Source organism: Thalassotalea coralli (genome assembly GCF_055786205.1).
Window position 1 is genome coordinate 266,930 of the sequence record NZ_JBVVBK010000003.1, and the last position, 20,463, is coordinate 287,392.

The following is a 20,463-nucleotide window of genomic DNA, read 5'->3' on the forward strand; positions in this document are numbered from 1 at the left end:
CAGCACCATTAGAAAAGACGAAAATAAATTAGCATTTTTTACAACTTTCTTTTTTTGGTTTAATTTCCAATAAGTTACCTTGCGCATCTAACGTAAAGCCACAGCAGGCATCAAATAGTTCACGCAAAGAATTTCTAGCAACTTGTACTCTCGATTTTACGGTCGAATAATTAACTTGCAGCGATTTAGCTAAATCTTTTTGTGATTGACCATGAATATCACTTTCAATAAGCAGTTCCGCTTGCTCTGGTGGCAAAGATTGAATAAATGGAAGTAGACAGCCATTAAGCTCTGTTATTACGTTGTGTTGTTCTTCTTGCGTATGCCACAAAGGATGGTCTTCCACAGTGACATACCGCCCTTTCTTTCGGTAGTAATCAATAACTGCATTGTTAGCAATTTGAAATAGCCAAGACTTAGCCTTTTCAGGTTGTTGCAAGGAGTCGTGGTGTTGAAAAGACTTCATTAAAATATCTTGTAATAAGTCTTCTGCATCTTGCTCTTGAGCAATCTTACTGTGTAAAAATCGTTTTAGGCTATGGCGGTACTCCGCCCAAATATCTACGAGTGCTTGGTTGTTCATCATAAAAATTACAGGTTATGTTTCGCTGGGTGTTAACAAACAGTAGCAACCTTTTGCTTCGGCAATAATCGTTGCACTGTCAGGACGAAAAGCCTGTTCTTGCGCTCGAATAAAAGGCTCGACAATTCCTTGGTTAGGCGAACAATACATACCGGTCGAATAAGGGCCTAAATAAGATAGTGCGCCCAATTCATCAAATACAGCGACAGCAGGGACTGAAGGTATGATGTTGGCGATGTCTGCTATTTCATTAAATGCCACAACAACATTTTTCTTCGCGGAATTTTCCGCTAAAGCTTTTACTGAGTTGATATGGGGCTTAGCAATGAAATTGCAAATACAGTTATCATCGCGAAAATGAACAACGGTGTTTACCGTATCAATTCCTTGTTGTTGTAGTAATTGCGCTACGTCACGATCAAAAGACAAGTGACGCATCCGATCAATCAGCTCAGCATTAGGGTCGAACACCTTTAAATTAGTATTCGTGGTATACAAGATGCCAGCGAGCATTAACACTAACCACACTGCCACCAATAAATATAATTTATTCAGTTGTTAACACTCTTCGAAAATTAACCCATAACCATAGTATTAAATGCTAAGCATCAAATCGACCTAGCTCTTTATTTAAAATTTCTATTTGGTGATATAACTGTTCAAAGTTCTCACCCGCATCGTTGGCATAGCCTTTTAATTGCTCAACAATAGTCGACAACTCTTGTGTTGACTGAGAAATACTTGAAGAAACCGACGATTGCTCTTCAGCTGCTGCGGCCACGGAGGCAACATTTTCAGTAACGTTTTCAATATCTTCTACGACGTTATCGATAACATGACATGCTTGCTCTGAAGAATCCACAGCAGTATCCACCTTTGTTAAGCAATTCGTCATTTGATCCACCGAGCGAGATGCGTCACTGATCAACGAAGCGGTTATATCGCTAATTTGCTCAGCGTTTTCTCTCGTTCTCAGCGCTAACTGTCTCACCTCATCAGCAACAACCGCAAAGCCTCGACCATGATCACCCGCTCGTGCCGACTCAATGGCGGCATTTAATGCCAATAGATTGGTTTGATCAGAAATTGCTTTAATCGCAGACATCACTTCTTCAATTTTATCGCACTTGTCAGCAAGCTCTCCAATGCCGGTAGCGGTATCCGATAAGTCTGCTTTCAATTGCGTAATATCGCCACTTGAAGCTGTAATAATACCTTTGGCCTCACCTGAACGATTAAACGCGTTACTAATTAATTCATTAACATTATTCGCTAACGTTGCCACTTCGGCATTAGCAGCAGTCATTTCTTCCGTCGCGGTGGCGATCATATCTATTTGTGTGGCATTTTCGTCACTGGCGTCATTTACGCTGCCAGTTAATTTAGCAACATCGTGAGACAAATTCATGACATCACCACTAACGCCCTTTGCCTGTCCAATAAAGCCTGAAAAAGAAGTAATTAAGTCGTTAAATTCCCTTAGCTCTTTATTCTCCTTATTTAGCTCGACATTAAGCTTGAAGTGACCATCCGAAGCCAAAATTTCTTTCACAGAAGAAGACAAGGTATACGCTGCTTGCGCCTCGGCAAAGCTACCTTTTGCGACCACCATTAGAAGCCCGGCTTCTGTAATGGCGAATAATGCATGGAGCGACAACAAGTAAAAGAATACTTGTTCAGGCTCAAAAATATAGGTGGGCATTCCTTGGCTTTGGGTAATGAAAAACAGTACGTGATGCACAGCAACAAAAACAACACTGCTTAAAATAACTCGCCAATCTCGATAAAAGCTTAAAAACGCGAGCATGACAAAGATTTCAAAGTGCATTTCAGTTAGACCCATGGCTTGCTGAATATGTAGTGCCGTCATAAGTTGCACTGCAATGCCAACCACATGACGAGTAATGGGTGCGTGAGGCATTGAGTGAATCAAGCCTATTGGCAAAGCAATTGTTAATAACCCAAGTACTATGCCGATGACCCAAGTTCCAGTAAAAAATGCGATGATTAGCGTTAAGATAAATTGTCCAATAAGAACGCCACGAAACACGCTATTAGCTTTGGTTGTCCAAGGATATTCCATAACACCACCTAACTGATCTGATTAACACAGGCTACTGTTTAAAAGTGTAGTTCAATTTTTGTACGAAAATAAAACTAAACCAGATTAAAGTGTTACCAATTTATTGAGATTTAGGTCGCCGTCATTTATTTATCTAGGGCGTGTTGATCTTTCGAGGCTATTTTTGCAGCAATTTATCATGTTTTTATACAAGACAGATCTTATCTCATGTGGTTATTCCACATAAATAAGCGATAACGCACTAGAAAGGGAAGATAAATGCTGTCCTCAGGATTCGTTTAAATGCATTTAATTCGAACAAAATTTAACCCTGAAAGATCGACACGCCCTAGTGTGCTACAGTAAGATCCACGGAAAAATTAATGCACCCCCCAAAGGAGATAAACATGGCATTAGCTCTGCAACCTGGACAAACAAGTATAAAAAGCAAAGCAGCAGTAGCCTGGGCCGCTGGTGAGCCCCTTTCAATCGAAGAAGTCGATGTTGAACTACCAAAAGCAGGTGAGGTTCTTATTCGCATCGTTGCGACTGGCGTATGTCATACCGACGCATTTACACTGTCAGGTGATGATCCTGAAGGCGTTTTCCCTTCCATTCTTGGACATGAAGGCGGCGGTATTGTAGAAATGGTTGGCGAAGGCGTTACTAGTGTCGAAGTTGGCGACCACGTTATTCCGCTTTACACCGCAGAATGTGGCGAGTGTAAATTCTGTAAGTCAGGTAAAACTAACTTGTGCCAAGCCGTTCGAGAAACTCAAGGTAAAGGCTTAATGCCAGATGGTACATCACGTTTTTCAAAAGACGGTAAAACTATTTACCATTACATGGGTTGTTCTACATTTTCTGAATACACAGTCTTACCTGAAATTTCTCTGGCAAAAGTAAGTAAAGAAGCACCTTTAGAAGAAGTTTGTTTGCTCGGTTGTGGTGTTACCACCGGCATGGGCGCGGTTTTAAACACGGCAAAAGTCGAAAAAGGTGACACAGTAGCTATTTTCGGTTTAGGTGGCATCGGCCTTTCAGCGGTTATTGGCGCCAGGATGGCAGGCGCTAGCCGTATAATCGGAGTCGATATTAACGAAAGTAAATTCGATTTAGCCAAGCAGTTAGGCGCGACAGATGTGATTAACCCTCAACATGTGGATAAACCGATTCAAGAACACATCGTTGATATTACAGACGGCGGTGTTGATTACTCCTTCGAGTGTATTGGTAACGTCAACGTGATGCGACAAGCACTTGAGTGTTGTCACAAAGGTTGGGGTGAGTCTGTCATTATTGGTGTAGCGGGTGCTGGACAAGAAATTTCAACTCGCCCATTCCAGCTGGTTACAGGCCGAGTATGGCGCGGTACCGCATTTGGCGGCGTAAAGGGTAGAAGTGAACTTCCAGGCATTGTAGAACAGTACTTAGCTGGCGAGTTTGGCCTTCAGGAATTCATTACCCATACCATGGACCTCAACGGCATTAATGACGCTTTTGATTTAATGCACGAAGGCAAAAGTATTCGTTCTGTTGTTCATATGGATAAATAACCATGTTAGAAAAAGTGTCAGAAACCAAAGTATTTGGTGGTACTCATCAGCAGTTTAGCCACCAGAGTGAAACTGTTAATTGTTCGATGCGTTTTGCTATTTTTTTGCCGCCAAATGCTAATAGCGGTCAGCCGGTGCCAGTGCTTTACTGGTTGTCAGGCTTAACCTGTACAGATGAAAACTTTATGCAAAAGGCAGGTGCGTTTCGTAAAGCTGCAGAGTTAGGCATAGCGATTGTTGCTCCGGATACAAGCCCGCGTGGTGACGGTGTCGCTAATGACGAAGGATACGATCTTGGTCAAGGCGCAGGCTTTTATCTAAATGCGACGCAAGCGCCGTGGAACAAGCATTTTCACATGTACGATTATGTCGTCAATGAATTGCCACAGCTTGTAGAAGCTAATTTTCCGGTCTCTCAAAAGCGTGCCATTTCAGGTCACAGCATGGGCGGACACGGCGCGCTAACAATCGGTCTTAAAAATTCAGATAGATACACCAGTATTTCTGCATTTAGTCCAATAGCTAACCCTATTCGTTGCCCTTGGGGTAGAAAAGCATTTAGTGCTTATTTAGGTGATACGGTAACCGATTGGATGCATTACGATGCGACTTACCTGTTAACACATCAACAGTCTTCCTTACCAATATTAGTGGATCAAGGTGATGCTGATAACTTCCTTGAAGAACAGCTAATGCCTGACGCATTAGTGGCAGCAGCAGAATTAAGTCAGTCGCCACTTACCTTAAATATGCGCGAAGGCTACGATCATAGTTACTATTTCATTAGCAGCTTTATCGACGAACATTTGGCTTTTCACCACCAATTTTTAACGGCTTAGTTTTGCTTACTTAGCTTGACTCAGCGCAGTTTAAAGAATGGTTAAGGCGGGCTTATTTGGTTTATAAGCTCGCCACTTAAACGCATACGTTATGAATAATTCCTATGTTAAAGGCTTTGCAGACAAACATCAGTTGACCAAATCATTTGTGCACACTGCAGAGCAGTTTTTTGCCCCACTTGCTAGCGCAATAGCAACTCGCTCTGAGCAATACAAAGCCGAACAACACACTACCAAGCAACAAATAGCACCTTTTTTCATCGGCCTTAACGGCTGTCAAGGAAGTGGGAAAACGACGCTTACCGCATTTCTCACCCGTTATTTAAGGGATCAATATCAACTCAAAGTGTGTAGTTTCTCTCTCGATGACTTTTACCTTAGTCACAAAGAGCGCTTAAACTTAAGCAAAGAGATACATCCGCTTTTAAAAACACGCGGTGTACCCGGTACTCATAATGTCCAACAGCTAAATTCTGTACTTCAATTGCTCAACCAGCAACAAACGCCCATCGACATTCCTCGCTTTAATAAGGCGATTGATGATGTGGCAGACAAGTCGCAATGGCAGCGAATTACAGACCCTGTTGATATTGTTATTGTTGAAGGCTGGTGCTGGGGTGTAGAGCCACAATCACCTGAAACACTTGTTCATCCGATAAACGCCTTAGAGGAGAAGCAAGATGAAAGTGGTCAGTGGCGACACTATGTTAATCAGCAACTGACCAAGCACTATCAACCTTTATATACTCTGATGAATACTTGGGTTGCTATACTTGCCCCCAGCTTTGACTGTGTGTATCAGTGGCGATTAGAGCAAGAAAACAAACTGGCCAATAGAGTTAAAACGACTAACCATAAAATTATGTCACCAGAAGAAGTTGCTCAATTTATTTGCTACTTTGAACGACTCACAAATGCTGCGTTAGAACAAATGCCTAAGCTTGCTGATGTTGTCATCAGACTTGACCAACAGCGCAACGTTAGTGAGCTAAAAAGCACCTTTAAAGATTAACAGGCCATTCTTGGTAAATACCGTCACTGGTTAGGCTAGCAACTTTATTGTTATTAAGATAGCCAACAGCCAGTACCGAGCTTCTCATTCTGTCTGGTGCTCTATCTGTTAGCCAAAACGCAATGCGCTCCCCTGTGGTTGTGTCCCAAAGCTGAAGCTTTTGCTTTGGCGAACCTGTTAACATTCGTTTATTGTCTTTAGAAAAGCCCGCTTGGTTTACTTCCATAAAGTTGACCATGTCTTGTAACTCGGCGGCAGGCTCTTGCTGATCTAATTGCCAAAAATTTCTGTCTTTCACGGCGTCTAAAGTAAATGCCGACTTCGCATCTTTAGACATGGCGACAAAATTAATACGTGTTGTTTGCTTAATCTCACGTTTAATTTCACCGTTGCTACTGTGCCACAGCGTTGCGTTTTTATCGCTAGAGCCAGACAAGACCCATTGACCGTCTGCTGAAATACTAACGCTGTTAATATCTAGCCTGTGAGGTGTGTAAGTGTTTACAGTCTTTCCAAAGGTTTGTACAACACTTGCTTGGCCTGTTCTAAAACCAAACACCAACACACGCTCGTCATCAGACACCGCAATATCGTTTATGATGTTGTCGCCAGCAGACCAAACACTCATCAACCTACCGGTATCTACTCGGTAAACATGAACATTAACGCGGTTTGAGGTGTAAAAGTAACGACCTGTAGAATAGAATCCCAGTAACTCTATTAACTGCGCATCTGGGGTGGTTATACAGTAGTTTTGTTTTTCTTGAATATTATCCCAAAGACAAACTTGTTTGTTATCGCTAATAAGGGAATATTTTCCATCATCACTGATATCAGCAGCTTTTACTATTTGATCTGTCAAGACAAGCGTTTTGCTGGCTTGCGAATGAGGCTCTCCGCCATTAAAACATCCAGCTAATAGCGACAGTAAAGCTATCGAAACGATGTTTTTCATCTTCTTTAAATCCATCTTCTAACCTTGTGACAATACGCTTGAAATGGCTGGCCAAACAATTGATTTAGCATACGCTCTTCTGGAATAATTTGTAGGTGTGTTAAGTACTGAATAAAAACACCAACCCAAATTAATAAAAACAAGTCTTGTAACCAAATCGTCCACGCAAGTAATAAGAGCGCAAAGCCTAAGTACATAGGGTTGCGAGTAAAGCGATAAATACTTGAAGTTACTAGCGAACTACTATCCTGCGGTGACACAGGGTTTACGGTAGTTTGATGTCGCTTAAAGGCAATAACGCCAGCCAATATCACCCCTAAGCCTAAACCACTTATTGCTCCAACCATTATATATTTAAAAGTGCCTGTGAGTTCATAAGGCAACAAAACGGGCGTGAAATAGGCCAATGCCATAAATATAAATAATAACAGTAAAGGGGGTACTTTTAATTCAAGACGAGACATTTATCCAGTATGCGCTTTGGTATTATTTACCGCTAGCATACCCGAAAACAATAGGTTTGTTTAGCCAATATTCCCTATAGATAAAACCCAAAAAATAAAAGAGGAAATACTAGAAAATCGACGACTGAGATACTGTGGTAAAGGCTTCTAGGAATTTCATACCTCGTTCAGAGTTCCCTTTTTTATTTAGGGGGGGGCTCCAAACAGCTACCGAAAACTGCCCAGGGTGCACAGCAATAATTCCTCCGCCTACACCACTTTTACCTGGCAGGCCAACACGGTATGAAAACTCTCCTGCTTCATCATAGAAACCACACGTTTGCATGATGGCATTAATACGCTTGGCTTCACTTGTCGATAATATTTGTTCTTGGTTCAGAGGGTTAGTTCCGTGATGCGCTAAAAATGCAAATGTTTGCGCTAGATCTTTGCAACTCATTTCTATCGCACAAAGGTTAAAGTACAAATCAAGCACCTTGTCTATATCATTATCGATATTACCCAAGTCTTTCATTAAATTAGCCAAGGCTAAATTGCGATAAGCGTGTGCTTTTTCTGACGCAGCCACTGCCTGATTTACGCTAAGTGATTCGTTGCCTGACAATTGGCGTACAAAGGTGAGCAATGCTGCCAATGGATCGTCATATAGCCCCACCAAAACATCACAAACAACAATGGCACCTGAATTAATAAAAGGGTTTCGGGGAATGCCCTTTTCATATTGCAGCTGCCCAAGTGAATTAAAGGGCGAACCTGATGGTTCAACGCTGACTCTTTCCCATAGCTTTGCCCCTAAATGCTTAAAGGCTAAGGTTAGCGAAAGGACCTTAGTAATACTTTGAATAGAAAATAATTGTTCAGAGTCGCCATAACCGAATTGTCTACCATCCACTGTACGCAGGTGAACACCAAAGCATGAAGGATCAACTTCAACCAGTTGAGGAATGTATGAAGCAACGTCACCAACAAGTGGCAGTTGGCTGCTACTTTCTACGGCTTGCTCGATAAAGGCCTGATAATCGGTAGTGGTAAGGTTTGACACAATAAATTTATTCAAATCTGAAAGTTATCTTGTAATATTAACAAGTTTATTACATAACCGTCGGCACTGACTAGTGCTTTTCTAAATAACTAATCTTCACCTGTTATGCTATTTAGTGCGCAACAAAGTAAGAATTGTTTGTCCTTGGTGCGTCACTGTAAGCGATTGACAGTCACTACTCGTTATATCAACACCCACATATCCATCAGTTGCTGCGGCGTACATTTGTCCAGACCAATTACCAGCATGGATATGCTTAAGGTCTTTTAACACCACTTGGCCTACTGCATTTTTGTTTGAAGCATGACGATTAACACTAATAGTCCCCTCGGCTAAACTAATATCCAAAGCGGCGTCTTTATCTGCATGTTGCCAAATGCCGTTAATGTCGCAAGATAACGCCGCTTGTTTATCATGTTGAGCGGCACAAGTTGAGTTAGGCAGACTGGCAAAAAACGCAAATGCGATAATTACATAACTACGGACATATTGGCCCATCAGTGAATCCTCATTTACTGCCCAAAAGGGTTAACTTTAGATAAAGTAACCAACTGCTCTCTCGCTGGTTTTAGTTGCTCGGCATAAATAGCGAGCGCTTTCAATCCTACGTCAATTCTCGATTGTACATTATAAATGCGTGATCCAGATGCATCTGGTTGCCAGGGAGTGTTAATAAAGTCCTCAACGTTTTGCACCACCGCATGCAACGGCAACCAAGTTACATGACTGTTTTTCGCCGCATAAGCCTTAAGTAACGAGATAGGGTTTGCTCCACCACCTGATGCAGAAACACCAATGGCAAAAGCCGGCTTATGGCCTAATGGTAAGCCTCCTGCTGAGCCATTTGCCGTTAACAACAGTAAATTCACTAAAGCTGGTGGCACCATTCCGCCCCACTCAGGTACCACAAAAACGATTGCGTCACACGCGTATAATTTTGTTAGTAGATATTCTTTTTGTTGCTGTAATTCGTCATCTCTACCTTGGCTTTCACCGTAATGATCCAGTAAAACCGGAAATTGGCTTAGCTCAATAATATCTGTGTCTACCTGTGGCTTTTTTTGGAAAGCGTTTTGATTAATATACTGAGAAAGTGCCATGCTCATTGAATTCTTTCTTTGGCTGGCACTAACGATCAAGACCTTCATTTTTACTCCATTTTTATCGCTAAACAGCATTATAAGCTTGTTTAGCGCTTTCTATTTGACTCTCTTCTGTGGTGCCCGCTACTAGAAAGTAGCTAGGCGCAATAATTGGTTGTGCTTTTGTCACCGAAATTCGAATAATACCTTTTACTGGGAAACCTCCAGAGATTGGATTTATTGTCTGGTACAGAGCGTCAAACTCACCATCACTTTCGGCGATATACTCAGCTATACCAGTTACTTTAAAGCCTTTTTGTTTATATACATGGACAAAGCTCAAGCAAACGTTTGCGTTTTCTTTAACATTACGAACACTGATTGGCGATGCAATATGTGCCACCAAAATATGACTATCACCTAGATAAGTAAACACTTCTTTCGGTGAGCAATTAGGTTCACCTGTTGCACTTGCCGTAGCAAGCCAGCCTAAAATGCTTTCATCAATCGAATTTTTTATTTCTTGCGTTAACATATTGTCATCCTTCAACCAGTGTTAATTGCGTTTACTACATTATTTTTGATTATCCATTGCTAGTCGGTGAGTATTGTCTAACAAAGAGATATCACCTACTCGGCCATGACCTGGCACCACCATAAGCACATTAGGATACTGAGCTAGTACATTCTTGATAGTTTTAGGCCATTGCGGAATATTAGCATCGCCAACATACCCTAAGGTTTTACTCGCTAGACTTTTGACTAAACAGCCACCAAATAACAGCTTTTGCTTGGGCAACCACACGACAACGTTGTCCGGAGCATGGCCTTCTCCTGGGTAGAAAACTTCAATATCCGTCTGTGGCAAAGTAAATATCGATTCATTAAAGCTATGATTAGCTTGGGCTTTGCCCGCTTGCTTTAATAGCCTATTCGTTTGTTGTGAGGCGTAAGTGCTAAAGCCATGTTCGTTTAACCAACCGATGCCAGCACTCGTATCATCATGAGAATGGGTTGATACACTACCAGCCACGTTATAGCCATTGGTCTTAATCCAATTAACTAACGTTTTGGTGTCTTTAGCTGACCACGGCGTGTCAATAATAAACGCGTTGTCGCCATCAACAACAACTAAGCCATTAGAGCTAACTAGGCCAAAGCCTTTCACCTTTTGATAGGATTTATGTAAATAAACATTGTGATAGATTTTCTCTATCACGGGTTCGGGTAGCTTTTCTTGTGCAAAGCTCAAGTTCGCAAACAATAAAGCAAGTAAAGTCAGTAAAATATGTCGCTGCATGTTGGGTTGTGTTCCTTCATTTTCAGGTTATTGTTACAAGCTCTACTTTGATTAACCCTATACTATCATTAGAATAAAGTTGCTTAGATATTCACTGAAAATAAAATGTAACATTGTGATACAGATAACATTTCTTATGAGGGGAAGTTGTCATCAAAGGTAACGGATTTTACGGCTTTTCGCTTATTCCATTGCAGCATTTCTAGTTCAGGACTTTGATAAAACTCTTTCACTCGGCCAACGCATAAATAAGCAACTAGTTTTCGGTCGGCTGGCGCTTTTACTAGCTGGCTTACTTGAGCAGGATTAATAATGCTCACCCACCCAACGCCTATATTCATCGCTCTTGCTTTCAACCAAATGTTTTGCACAGCACAGACCACACTATACTCACCCATTTGCTCCATTGAATGTTGACCTAACACAGGCTCTGAAGACGGTTTATAAAAAACGGCAATATTAACGGGCGCTTCGAGAATTCCTTCCAACTTTAACTGACTATATTGATGCTGTTGTTCACCAGAAAAAGTTTGTTGTGCTTGCTCGTTTACGACTAAAAAGTCGTTATATACCGCCTGTTTGATACTTTGATCGCGAATAACGACAAATTCCCAAGGCTGAGATAAGCCAACAGAAGGTGCTAACGATGCGGCATAGAGAATTTCATCAATATCAGCTGTAGATATATCATCAGGTAAAAAGTTATTACCTCTAACATCACGACGATGCATTAACAATTCAGTGAATAATGCTTGCTCTTCTTGTGAGAACTTACGGCCTTTCATCAGCAACACTTCATATGCAAAAGGCGACATTGTAGCCACGTATTCGTCGCTTTCTCAAGTATCAACATCGAATAATGACTATACCAATTAAAATAAAAAACGCTCGAACCGATTAGACATACTAATCAACTCAAGCGTTTTTTATCAATTTAAGAACTTAGTTTACCTATCAGCAAATAAGTCCATGTGATCGTTTACATACTCCATCACTTCATCATATTTGAATCGGTCGATCATTTTCGACAGTACAAAACAATAAAGGTAAGAAGAAACAAAGTTAAAACGGTAATGTTCTATCGCAGTAGAATCCGTTAAACAATCTTGTTTGATTTGCTCTTCATTTGCGGCGCGCATATCTTGCAACGAAGTACCATTTAATTCCTGATGCTTATTAGCAAAAATTTCAGGCGCAAGTCGATACAATGCTATATCTGCTGGCTGACGATCGTCTGTTACCGACAATGCCGTTGCGAGTGCTTCTTTCGCTTCCTTTAGCCACTCATTCATCATTTTCATTACCTCAAGTACTAACTACTTCACTAGAGTTCTTCAAGTGAAATACTACCATCTAATCTTTACAACAAAATATTTAATTTTTGTAACAAACTGGGCTTTTGGGCAACTCATTGAACGAATTGTAAATTTAGTTTCGTCAAAAATGTTAACGTCTTTATTCACGCTTCAAAAGCTGCTTTAAAATATCCGTATCTGCATTCACTTGCAAAGCATAGTCTAAACAGGCATTAATCACCTCTTTTTTATGCAAAAATAATGTATAGGCTATGGCAGCCTCAAACCGAGTTGATCGCCTGTCACCACGGCAATGGCCTAACGCCAGTGCCTTTCCGCATGATTGAGCAAACTGAATATAGCCATTTTTTTGAGTCGCTTTTTTGCCGATCACAACATCTTCAGGGTCAACACCAACCTTTGCATGATGACGAGATCTCACCAACCAATACGCGTTTTGCCATTTCACTTCATCTAACACTAGGTCAGGGCTTCGCTGCATTCGTCTTTGACAATTAATGGTTAAATGAGCGGGGTTAAGTCGGTTAACTTCGCTCAGCTTATCAAAGGAGTACAAAGGCGCCGCTTTTCTTTGCTGTTTTATTTCGACAATGTGATAAAGAGATAATTCAGTTTCGCCGCCAAAATTTGTCGGCCCGACGAGTAAATAATAACGCGATAGATTAAGTGACCCAGTGCCAGCGCCTTTGCGCGCAACTATATCGACAATGGCATCATCCACGTAAGGTGCAAAAAAACTTTTGATATCTTGATATAAAGAATCAGGCAGGATCGCAAATTTTTCTGGATCAGCCTTGAACGCTATCTCTTTCTCAGACCATTGCACCGCTTTAGCCAACCGACTTTTAGTCGTAAACTCTTCGCCACCAGCGCTACGACAAACGGCCTTTTTATATAGTTTACTTAAAAGATGATCTTCCTTAAAAAAGTCCACCGCCGTTGCTAATACATCAGCAGACTGAATACTTTGCTGACAAGTATCGATATAAGCATCAATAAATTGCGTCATCGCCTCTTTAGCTTGTTCTCTACTCACAACGCGCTTACCTAAATATTTGTTATTAGGTAACTCTTCATTGTTAACAAGCCAATGTCCGTAGTCAGCCGCCAAAATTAGACTAATAAGATACCTGCTAATGTCCCATATTGCTGGACCAACGCACGCATCGTCAAAATCGTTAGGGGCAAATATTACGCGATCACCATGAGAACCTTCTTCGGTAAAAAAACCAAAATTCGACAAATGGCAATCGCCCATAATCAGTGTATTAGGTACTTGATATAACGCTTCTGGTAAACGCAAAACATTATTTTTAATGTCGGCATAAAAAAGCTGGGATGACCCTCGAAAAAAGACAAACGGGTTGCTTGCCATTTTTACATGCTTTGCCAAGCCCTGATCAGGTCTTCTTCCATCTACTTCAGTAAGAAATTGATTTATATAGTCAAGACGCGTCATTACTCTTTACGTAATCGATGTTGCTTATAAAGCATAAATATAGCGTTTTTATAGTAAAGATTTCACACTTATTCGCTGTGATAAATAAAACACTGAATATCTGCATTATATTGTTGAGCTTGATTTTGACACTCAGCAAGCGCTCGCTGCTCTGCTTGTTCAACACTGGGATATGAAGCACCATACCCGAAGAAACTACGCTGACGATACTTAGCTACAGCAAAGGCCTTATGTGTTTTCGCACCATGTTTATAACTGACAAACGCAGCTTTTACCGACGAACTAAAATTGTCTAAATTTTCAGGTGGTGTTTGTGTTGTTTGGCAAGCAGACAAAGAGACAAGGCTTATTAGGGCGCAAACTGTTTTTTTCATCTAAGGACTCTCTAATGGCGACTGTTTTCGATGGTAAGGTAGTTATTGCGCCCAAGCGTAATATAATACAGGGGGCCAAATAGTGCTTTGAAAAAATTTCCACCCGACGTATTTTTGATCAAAATCTTGTTCGAACTTATATCTTTTACGGCAAACTCAGGACTACAGCACCAATCAATTCTGGCCTGAATTATTTTTGCGTTATCTGGAATGGTGACAATAGTGGTTGTATTAGGCTCAAGTTCAGCAACATATTCTCCGTCTATTTCTAACTGGTAGTTTCTAGCTAAATCTTGATATTGCTTGGGTCGAATAACTTCAATATCCATTTGAACTCCTGGAAAAATTCGAGGGAAATACTTTACCTTCAGCAATATGATTTGTCTAAAGATAAATGTATACAATTCTGCAAATGTCTCGATCTTGATGGTATTAAACAGTGCCAATTAATTAAGGCGAATCCTTAACAGCCTAATCTAGATTACTCATCTTCTTTGTGAGCTATTCAATTAACGGTGTTTATACTGTGTAGGGCAATAGCCCCTTGATACACCGCTATGTCTTAGTTTCAAATGTTTAGTATTGCGACCGGAAACTCGCGTACGCCACAATTTAAAACTACTCGACTTTAATCGACTTCTCATAAATTGAATGACAGCTTTTTCAGACAAGCCAAACTGGCGTTCAATTGCTTCAAAAGGCGTTCTATCCTCCCATGCCATTTCAATAATTCTAGATTCTGATTCGCTACTAAACATACGATACGTTGTTATTGATTCTCAAAGATATCTACTACGAAAATTAGTCACGATTAGTTTACAAAAATGCTTAAAATTACCCAAAATCTATTGATAGTATTTTTCATGCTTTTTGACTAGTTGATGCCATTTCGTCAGTACCCTATGATGGGTAAAAAACACAATAAAAAAAGTTGGCAAATATGTTTAAACGCTTCGCGATTCTTTTAACCTTAGCCGGTCTATCTACTCAGCTCACAGCTGAAGAATTCTCTCAAGGACGTATCATTTCCGAACTTCCTAACGTGCTTTCTTTCAAGGAGAGAGTGAAACCCGTAAACGACATGGTCACCGACAGGCTAGATAACTTACTACCTAAATTGATGGAAGAAGCTGACCTTGATATGTGGCTAGTGATTAATCGTGAATATGGTGAAGATAAACTGTTTTACACACTAGTTCCTCAACCAACGTTTGCCGCTAGACGCACCACGTTACTGGTTTTTTCTAAGCAAGCTGACGGTAGCGTTGAACGCTTCAGCGTAAGCCGTTACCCTATGGGTACGCTATACCCAACGGTGTGGCAAGGCGGCACTAAAGAGCAACAATGGCAGCGTTTAGCTGAAGTCATTGCCGAGCGCGATCCGAAACGCATTGGTATCAATATTAGTGAAGATTGGGCACTTGCCGACGGTTTAAGTATCGGCTTACATAAGCAGCTTTTAAACTACCTACCGAAAAAGTACCAAGATCGTTTAGTGAGTTCAGAAAGCCTTGTCGTTCGCTGGTTAGAAACAAGAAGCGAAAAAGAACTGCAGGTATATCCACAAGCAGTCGCGATTGCTAGAGGTGTCATCGCTGAAGCCTTTTCTAATAAAGTTATCACGCCTGGTGTTACGACTACTGACGATGTTGCATGGTACTTGCGCGAACGATTTGAGCAATTACAACTTCGTCCATGGTTTCAACCTTACGTTAATATTCAACGTAAAGGGGACAAAAATGAAAAAGATGCGGCCTTTATGGGGAAATACAGTCGCACCATTTTGCCAGGTGATGTTGTTCACACTGATGTTGGCATCTGTTATTTAAATCAATGTACCGACACCCAAGAAATGGCCTACGTATTAAAAATGGGTGAAACTGACGTACCCGTGGGCCTTAAAAAAGCACTAGCTATGGGTAATCGCTGGCAAGATATTCTTACCAGCAACTTTAAAACTGGTTTAACGGGCAATCAAATTTTGGCTAACACGATTAAGCAAAGTAATGCCGAAAACATTATCAGTAATACCTATACTCACCCGATTGGCTTTGTCGGCCACGCAGTTGGCCCAACAATTGGTATGTGGGATAACCAAGGGCCAACTCCCGTTCGTGGCGATTGGAAGCTCTTCCCTAATACCGCCTATGCCATTGAAGGTAATGTGAGAATGCAATTACCTGAGTGGAACAACGAGTGGGTGCAAATAAAGCTGGAGCAAGACGCAGTATTTGATGGCAAGCATGTTTGGTATTTAGCGGGCCGTCAAACAAAGTGGCATATCATCCGATAAACGGCTAATTTTCACCTTGCTCATATTAACAACAGCCAAAGTGACCTAGCTTTGGCTGTTTTATTTTAGGGCATCTACTTATCTGCAACTTCAACATGTTGCACTACATCAATGCGAAAACCTGCTGGGTCTTGCAGCATAAAATGAATTTGCCCCCAAGCCTCTTCTTTTAGTTCCATTGCTAAAGTTAGATTCATTTTTTGTGCTTGCGAAAAAGCACTCAAAGCATCTTTTACTTCGAAAGAAATAACATAGCCATCGGTTGCCATTTTTGGATGAAGAAAGTCAGGTTGGCTCGCATGCCCTGGTACTAAAAAGCCGAGCTGAACACCAGAGTCTGGTGAAACTAAATGCAGGTAAAAGTTCTGATCATAAAATACCGCATTAAAGCCAAATACCGATTCATAAAATTGTTTTAAAGCGGCTAAATCTGATGCCACCATCACTGGAAACATTGCATCAATTGCTATCATTGTTGGACTCCCGTAATAAATCATATGTTCAGGAGTAGTATGAGTTAGGGTACTAACTAAAGATTGGACAAAACGGACACGTTAGCAAATTCTTTCGGGGTATAGCCTGCAAGACGTTTAAACTCACGAATAAAGTGAGGTTGGTCATAATAATGATCAGCCCAGCAATCTGTATCTTCATAACGTGATAGTGACTTTAACGCTGATTGAAATCTTAATATTCTGGCAAAGTCTTTAGGGCTGTGACCTAGATGTAACTTGGTTAATCTGCGAAGTTGCCTAGCCGACACGCCAAATTCAGCACACTGCTTTTCAGAAAGGTTAATGTTTGAGGTTAGATTCTTATGACAATAACGTACATATCTCACAATTCTTGAATCAATATCAATTTGCTTAACCTTAGACAAAAGCGCTCGAGACGCCTTATGGCTGCGCTCTGCAAAAGAGTGACTATGTACTACGGCATCATAAACCAAGTGCAATACTTCTGTGGATAAAACTTCACTCGCAGCTATGGTTTCATACCATCGCCACTCTCCAATAGGTGCGGAAATTACCCCAAGATGCCCCATCAACTGAAAGCGAATGCCAAAATATGTTACAGGTCCCTCTAACTCAAAAGTCTTAGCGGATAAAAATGGCGCGACAATGAAATTGTCTTCAAAATTTTCGGTGTTAATAATCCAGTCAACGCAATTATCAGGAATACTATGGTAAGAAAAAGTGCCTTTAGGTACCGCCAATTGCCAATAACTTTGTACCCAACGATTAAGAGGAGAGGAAGGTCGCCAGCTTTGAAACGCATTATCAAGCGCCACTCTTCCTTGAAGAGGATCAAAATCGATATTTAGTGCCATAAATACCTCCTTTGAACAAAGCCTCTAAAGACCATAAGGTTAAAAAAGAAACAGCAGAAAAGCAAATGCACACTTAGCTGGAACAATATCAGTGAGTACTTATAAAAAATGCCAGAAAGCAAAAGCTATCTGGCATTTGTATCAATGAATGTAAAACTATTACATCAAATTTTTATAAGGTTTCATCCAACCACTTAAAGAATTCACGCTGCCACACGATGCCGTTTTGTGGATTAAGTACCCAGTGGTTCTCTTCAGGGAAGTATAAAAATCGACTTTTTAGGCCACGTAATTTCGCCGCTTGGAATGCTTGCATCCCTTGGCTTAACGGTACGCGATAATCTTTGCCGCCATGAATAACAAACATAGGAGCATCCCACTTATCAACAAAGTTAACTGGGTTGAATTCACCGTAAGCTTTACTTGCAGCTTTGTTATCTTTATCCCAATACGCACCGCCAAGATCTTGGTTTACAAAGAACATTTCTTCCGTAGTGCCATACATGCTGCGATTATCAAAAATACCACAATGAGAGATAAAGGACTTGAATCGACCGTCATGATTTCCTGCTAAATAGAAAGCAGAGTAACCACCGAAACTAGCGCCTATTGCGCCTAAGCGGTCTTTATCGACGTAAGACTCTTTAGCAACGTCGTCAATGGCATCGAGGTAATCTTGCATTGCTTTGCCACCCCAATCTCCACTAATAGCTTCGTTCCACTTAACACCGTGTCCTGGCATGCCACGACGGTTAGGTGCAACTACTATGTAGCCTTGTGATGCCATCACTTGGAAGTTCCAACGGAATGAATAAAACTGTGACAGTGGAGATTGCGGGCCACCTTGCAAGTAAAGCAAAGCAGGATATTTCTTGCTCGCATCAAAGTTAGGCGGATAAATCACCCACACTAGCATGTCTTTACCGTCTTTCGTTTTAACAGTACGTTCTTTTACTGTTGGTAAATCTAAATCAGCATACAAGGCTTCATTTACATTTGTTAAAGCGACAAGCTTTTGGCTAGCTAAATCAAAGCGATAAATTTCTTTCGCTTTATTCATGCTGTTGCGCGTGACTACCAACTTACCATCTAGCGCTGCGACAATGCCATTTACGTCAAATTGACCTTGTGTGAGCTGCTTAATTTCAGGTGTTGAATTTACGCTATTAACCACTGACACTTGAAACAGTTGAATCGTCCCTTTAGTTGGTGCGACAAAGTAAATACGTTTGCCGTCATGACTCCATTTAAAGCTACTTACTGTGCCATCCCAGTGCTTAGTTAAGTTTATTTCACTATCGCCTAGCTTGATCATGATATCGTTTTTATCTGATTCATAACCTGGCTTGTCCATACGTAACCAAGCAAAAGTACCTTTAGATGAAAACGCGGGGTATTTGTCATAACCTAAGTTACTTGCAGTAAGATTCGATGTTTTCTTAGAGGCTAAATTATAACGATAAATATCTGTGTTGGTGCTAGAAGCATATTCTGCACCGGTTAACTTTTTACTCACGTAATAGATATTTTCACCTTTAGGTCCCCAAATATAATCTTTAGAGCCGCCAAAAGGCGAAGTAGGGCTATCGAAAGGTTTGCCAGCTAAAATATCAACGGTTTCTTCCGTTTCAAGATCTTGGTAGAAAACATGTTTGAAGGTACCGTCATTCCATGTATCCCAATGGCGATAGTTGAGATCGTCATAAACATAGGCATTCGCCTGCGCCAAATCTTTGTGTTTATCTGTTGCTAATACCTGTTCGATTTGCACCGCTTTATGAAACAGCTTTTTTTTGCCGTCAGGAGAAATATTGCTGTCAGGGACAATGCCATGCGAACTGCTGATAAGCTGAGATGTGCCACCTTTTAACGGCACTTGATACACCTTACTACTAAAGTTGTTTTTCTCAACACTTGGCGTTATCACTTTATAAACAACATGCGTCTTTTCTTTATTTAAACCCAATGCACTGACACGTTTTACCTGCCAAAGTTTTTCTGGTGTCATCACTTCATTAGCGGCTACACCCATAGTTAGCGTTAGTCCTACGCCTGCAATCAAAAAGTTTCGCAACATTGCGACATGCCTCCTTATTTTAGAATGCAAATAGACTACATAAATAGGCATTAACTTTAAAGCAATCAATAGAATAAAACGTTTACCCTAATAACGATTAAAGAAGACTTCTTCTGCTGTTAACAGCGGCGTAGATTACTCTTTGAAGATGTAGGAAGAGAGTGCTAATTCAGTTAACGTAAAATACTACTCCTCGTCGTAGCTTTTCATCACTTGCTTCATCTTTCGCTTTTCCCATTTTTCACCAAATGGTTGATAAACAACACAAGCATGAGCGACTATGATTAACCCGAAAGATACTGCACAAGCAATCAGAGCCCCGAGGTTTTCACCTCCATTATAATTTGGCAAAAGAAAGAAAACATAAATGCCTACCAGTAGCAGCGAAAGTAAATAAAACTCCTTTTTAGCTTGTACTTCAGCTTTCGCTCTTTGCTCTCTTTGCTCAAGTTCGTTATTTGATGGAATTTGAGACTCAACTTGGGTTTTGCTGTAGTTGTCTTTTAGTTCATTCACATCCACTTCAAATACTGATGCTAGCGCCTTTAGGGTTTCAAGGCCAACTGACTCACCTTTTTCGGCACGCTGTATAGTGCGGATATTTAAACCTGTTAGTTGGGCAAGATGTTCTTGAGACCAATTGTTTTGTTGTCTTAACGATTTCACCAACATAGCGAGTACTCCTAAGTGCTGTTCACCCAAATACTATAACCGAATCT

24 protein-coding genes are annotated in these 20,463 nt (G+C 40.9%); 4 read left to right on the forward strand and 20 right to left on the reverse strand.

What is annotated here, in order from left to right; translation table 11 throughout:
• Positions 1 to 28: 28 nt before the first annotated feature.
• The 3 genes from sigZ to ACOB80_RS09380 all read right to left on the reverse strand — a co-directional run bounded on the left by sigZ (position 29) and on the right by ACOB80_RS09380 (position 2,666).
• The gene (sigZ, locus tag ACOB80_RS09370; protein ID WP_473165560.1) at positions 29 to 586 is read right to left on the reverse strand and encodes an RNA polymerase sigma factor SigZ; all 558 of its coding nucleotides are present in this window, start codon (positions 584 to 586) and stop codon (positions 29 to 31) included.
• Between the two features lie 12 nt (positions 587 to 598).
• Positions 599 to 1,111, reverse strand: a complete 513-nt coding sequence (locus ACOB80_RS09375; RefSeq protein ID WP_473165561.1) for a DUF6436 domain-containing protein — start codon at positions 1,109 to 1,111, stop codon at positions 599 to 601.
• 73 nt (positions 1,112 to 1,184) lie between these two features.
• Entirely contained in the window at positions 1,185 to 2,666 is a 1,482-nt protein-coding gene (locus tag ACOB80_RS09380) for a methyl-accepting chemotaxis protein (protein ID WP_473165562.1), read from the reverse strand.
• Positions 2,667 to 3,052: 386 nt separating this feature from the next.
• Between ACOB80_RS09380 and ACOB80_RS09385 the strand changes: the two genes are divergently transcribed.
• From ACOB80_RS09385 to ACOB80_RS09395, 3 genes are all read left to right on the forward strand, one after another.
• Complete coding sequence (locus tag ACOB80_RS09385; protein ID WP_473165563.1) at positions 3,053 to 4,201, forward strand: S-(hydroxymethyl)glutathione dehydrogenase/class III alcohol dehydrogenase; 1,149 nt, start codon at positions 3,053 to 3,055, stop codon at positions 4,199 to 4,201.
• A 2-nt stretch (positions 4,202 to 4,203) separates the two neighbouring features.
• The gene (fghA, locus tag ACOB80_RS09390; protein ID WP_473165564.1) at positions 4,204 to 5,040 is read left to right on the forward strand and encodes an S-formylglutathione hydrolase; all 837 of its coding nucleotides are present in this window, start codon (positions 4,204 to 4,206) and stop codon (positions 5,038 to 5,040) included.
• 91 nt (positions 5,041 to 5,131) lie between these two features.
• Entirely contained in the window at positions 5,132 to 6,052 is a 921-nt protein-coding gene (locus ACOB80_RS09395) for a kinase (protein ID WP_473165565.1), read from the forward strand.
• Here the strand turns inward: ACOB80_RS09395 and ACOB80_RS09400 are convergent.
• The 13 genes from ACOB80_RS09400 to ACOB80_RS09460 all read right to left on the reverse strand — a co-directional run bounded on the left by ACOB80_RS09400 (position 6,042) and on the right by ACOB80_RS09460 (position 14,802).
• A complete protein-coding gene (locus ACOB80_RS09400; protein ID WP_473165566.1) occupies positions 6,042 to 7,022 on the reverse strand; it encodes a WD40 repeat domain-containing protein in 981 nt (326 codons plus the stop codon). The genes ACOB80_RS09395 and ACOB80_RS09400 overlap by 11 nt on opposite strands.
• Complete coding sequence (locus ACOB80_RS09405) at positions 7,013 to 7,471, reverse strand: methyltransferase family protein (protein WP_473165567.1); 459 nt, start codon at positions 7,469 to 7,471, stop codon at positions 7,013 to 7,015. The genes ACOB80_RS09400 and ACOB80_RS09405 overlap by 10 nt, the downstream gene beginning before the upstream one ends.
• 109 nt (positions 7,472 to 7,580) lie before the next feature.
• Positions 7,581 to 8,528, reverse strand: coding sequence for a glutaminase (locus ACOB80_RS09410; protein ID WP_473165568.1), 948 nt, complete (start codon positions 8,526 to 8,528; stop codon positions 7,581 to 7,583).
• Positions 8,529 to 8,621: 93 nt separating this feature from the next.
• Positions 8,622 to 9,011, reverse strand: a complete 390-nt coding sequence (locus tag ACOB80_RS09415; RefSeq protein ID WP_473165569.1) for a hypothetical protein — start codon at positions 9,009 to 9,011, stop codon at positions 8,622 to 8,624.
• Positions 9,012 to 9,025: 14 nt separating this feature from the next.
• Positions 9,026 to 9,661 (reverse strand): NAD(P)H-dependent oxidoreductase, encoded by a 636-nt coding sequence (locus ACOB80_RS09420; RefSeq protein WP_473165570.1) that lies wholly within the window; start codon positions 9,659 to 9,661, stop codon positions 9,026 to 9,028.
• Positions 9,662 to 9,680: 19 nt separating this feature from the next.
• Complete coding sequence (locus ACOB80_RS09425; RefSeq protein ID WP_473165571.1) at positions 9,681 to 10,130, reverse strand: pyridoxamine 5'-phosphate oxidase family protein; 450 nt, start codon at positions 10,128 to 10,130, stop codon at positions 9,681 to 9,683.
• Positions 10,131 to 10,169: 39 nt separating this feature from the next.
• The gene (blaDIM, locus tag ACOB80_RS09430) at positions 10,170 to 10,895 is read right to left on the reverse strand and encodes a DIM/SIM/IMP family subclass B1 metallo-beta-lactamase (RefSeq protein ID WP_473165572.1); all 726 of its coding nucleotides are present in this window, start codon (positions 10,893 to 10,895) and stop codon (positions 10,170 to 10,172) included.
• A gap of 134 nt (positions 10,896 to 11,029) precedes the next feature.
• Positions 11,030 to 11,710 (reverse strand): 5,6-dimethylbenzimidazole synthase, encoded by a 681-nt coding sequence (gene bluB / locus ACOB80_RS09435; RefSeq protein WP_473165573.1) that lies wholly within the window; start codon positions 11,708 to 11,710, stop codon positions 11,030 to 11,032.
• A 132-nt stretch (positions 11,711 to 11,842) separates the two neighbouring features.
• On the reverse strand, positions 11,843 to 12,190 hold the full coding sequence (locus ACOB80_RS09440) for a hypothetical protein (RefSeq protein ID WP_473165574.1): 348 nt from the start codon (positions 12,188 to 12,190) through the stop codon (positions 11,843 to 11,845).
• Between the two features lie 160 nt (positions 12,191 to 12,350).
• Positions 12,351 to 13,670, reverse strand: a complete 1,320-nt coding sequence (locus ACOB80_RS09445; RefSeq protein WP_473165575.1) for a DUF2252 family protein — start codon at positions 13,668 to 13,670, stop codon at positions 12,351 to 12,353.
• Between the two features lie 68 nt (positions 13,671 to 13,738).
• The gene (locus ACOB80_RS09450; RefSeq protein ID WP_473165576.1) at positions 13,739 to 14,044 is read right to left on the reverse strand and encodes a hypothetical protein; all 306 of its coding nucleotides are present in this window, start codon (positions 14,042 to 14,044) and stop codon (positions 13,739 to 13,741) included.
• An 11-nt stretch (positions 14,045 to 14,055) separates the two neighbouring features.
• Entirely contained in the window at positions 14,056 to 14,373 is a 318-nt protein-coding gene (locus ACOB80_RS09455) for a hypothetical protein (protein WP_473165577.1), read from the reverse strand.
• Between the two features lie 180 nt (positions 14,374 to 14,553).
• On the reverse strand, positions 14,554 to 14,802 hold the full coding sequence (locus ACOB80_RS09460) for a TIGR03643 family protein (protein ID WP_473165578.1): 249 nt from the start codon (positions 14,800 to 14,802) through the stop codon (positions 14,554 to 14,556).
• Between the two features lie 182 nt (positions 14,803 to 14,984).
• Here ACOB80_RS09460 and ACOB80_RS09465 point away from each other — a divergent pair, with 182 nt between their 5' ends.
• Positions 14,985 to 16,337: a M24 family metallopeptidase gene (locus ACOB80_RS09465; RefSeq protein ID WP_473165579.1), complete on the forward strand. Its 1,353-nt coding sequence runs from the start codon at positions 14,985 to 14,987 to the stop codon at positions 16,335 to 16,337.
• A gap of 74 nt (positions 16,338 to 16,411) precedes the next feature.
• On the opposite strand, the gene ACOB80_RS09470 is transcribed toward ACOB80_RS09465, so the two are convergent.
• The 4 genes from ACOB80_RS09470 to ACOB80_RS09485 form a co-directional block, all read right to left on the reverse strand.
• Positions 16,412 to 16,810: a VOC family protein gene (locus ACOB80_RS09470; protein WP_473165580.1), complete on the reverse strand. Its 399-nt coding sequence runs from the start codon at positions 16,808 to 16,810 to the stop codon at positions 16,412 to 16,414.
• A gap of 56 nt (positions 16,811 to 16,866) precedes the next feature.
• Positions 16,867 to 17,667: a helix-turn-helix domain-containing protein gene (locus tag ACOB80_RS09475; RefSeq protein WP_473165581.1), complete on the reverse strand. Its 801-nt coding sequence runs from the start codon at positions 17,665 to 17,667 to the stop codon at positions 16,867 to 16,869.
• 172 nt (positions 17,668 to 17,839) lie between these two features.
• Positions 17,840 to 19,744 carry a S9 family peptidase gene (locus ACOB80_RS09480; protein ID WP_473165582.1) on the reverse strand — a complete coding sequence of 635 codons (1,905 nt, stop codon included), beginning with the start codon at positions 19,742 to 19,744 and terminating at the stop codon, positions 17,840 to 17,842.
• A gap of 186 nt (positions 19,745 to 19,930) precedes the next feature.
• Positions 19,931 to 20,416, reverse strand: a complete 486-nt coding sequence (locus ACOB80_RS09485; protein WP_473165583.1) for a helix-turn-helix domain-containing protein — start codon at positions 20,414 to 20,416, stop codon at positions 19,931 to 19,933.
• Between the last annotated feature and the right edge of the window lie 47 nt (positions 20,417 to 20,463).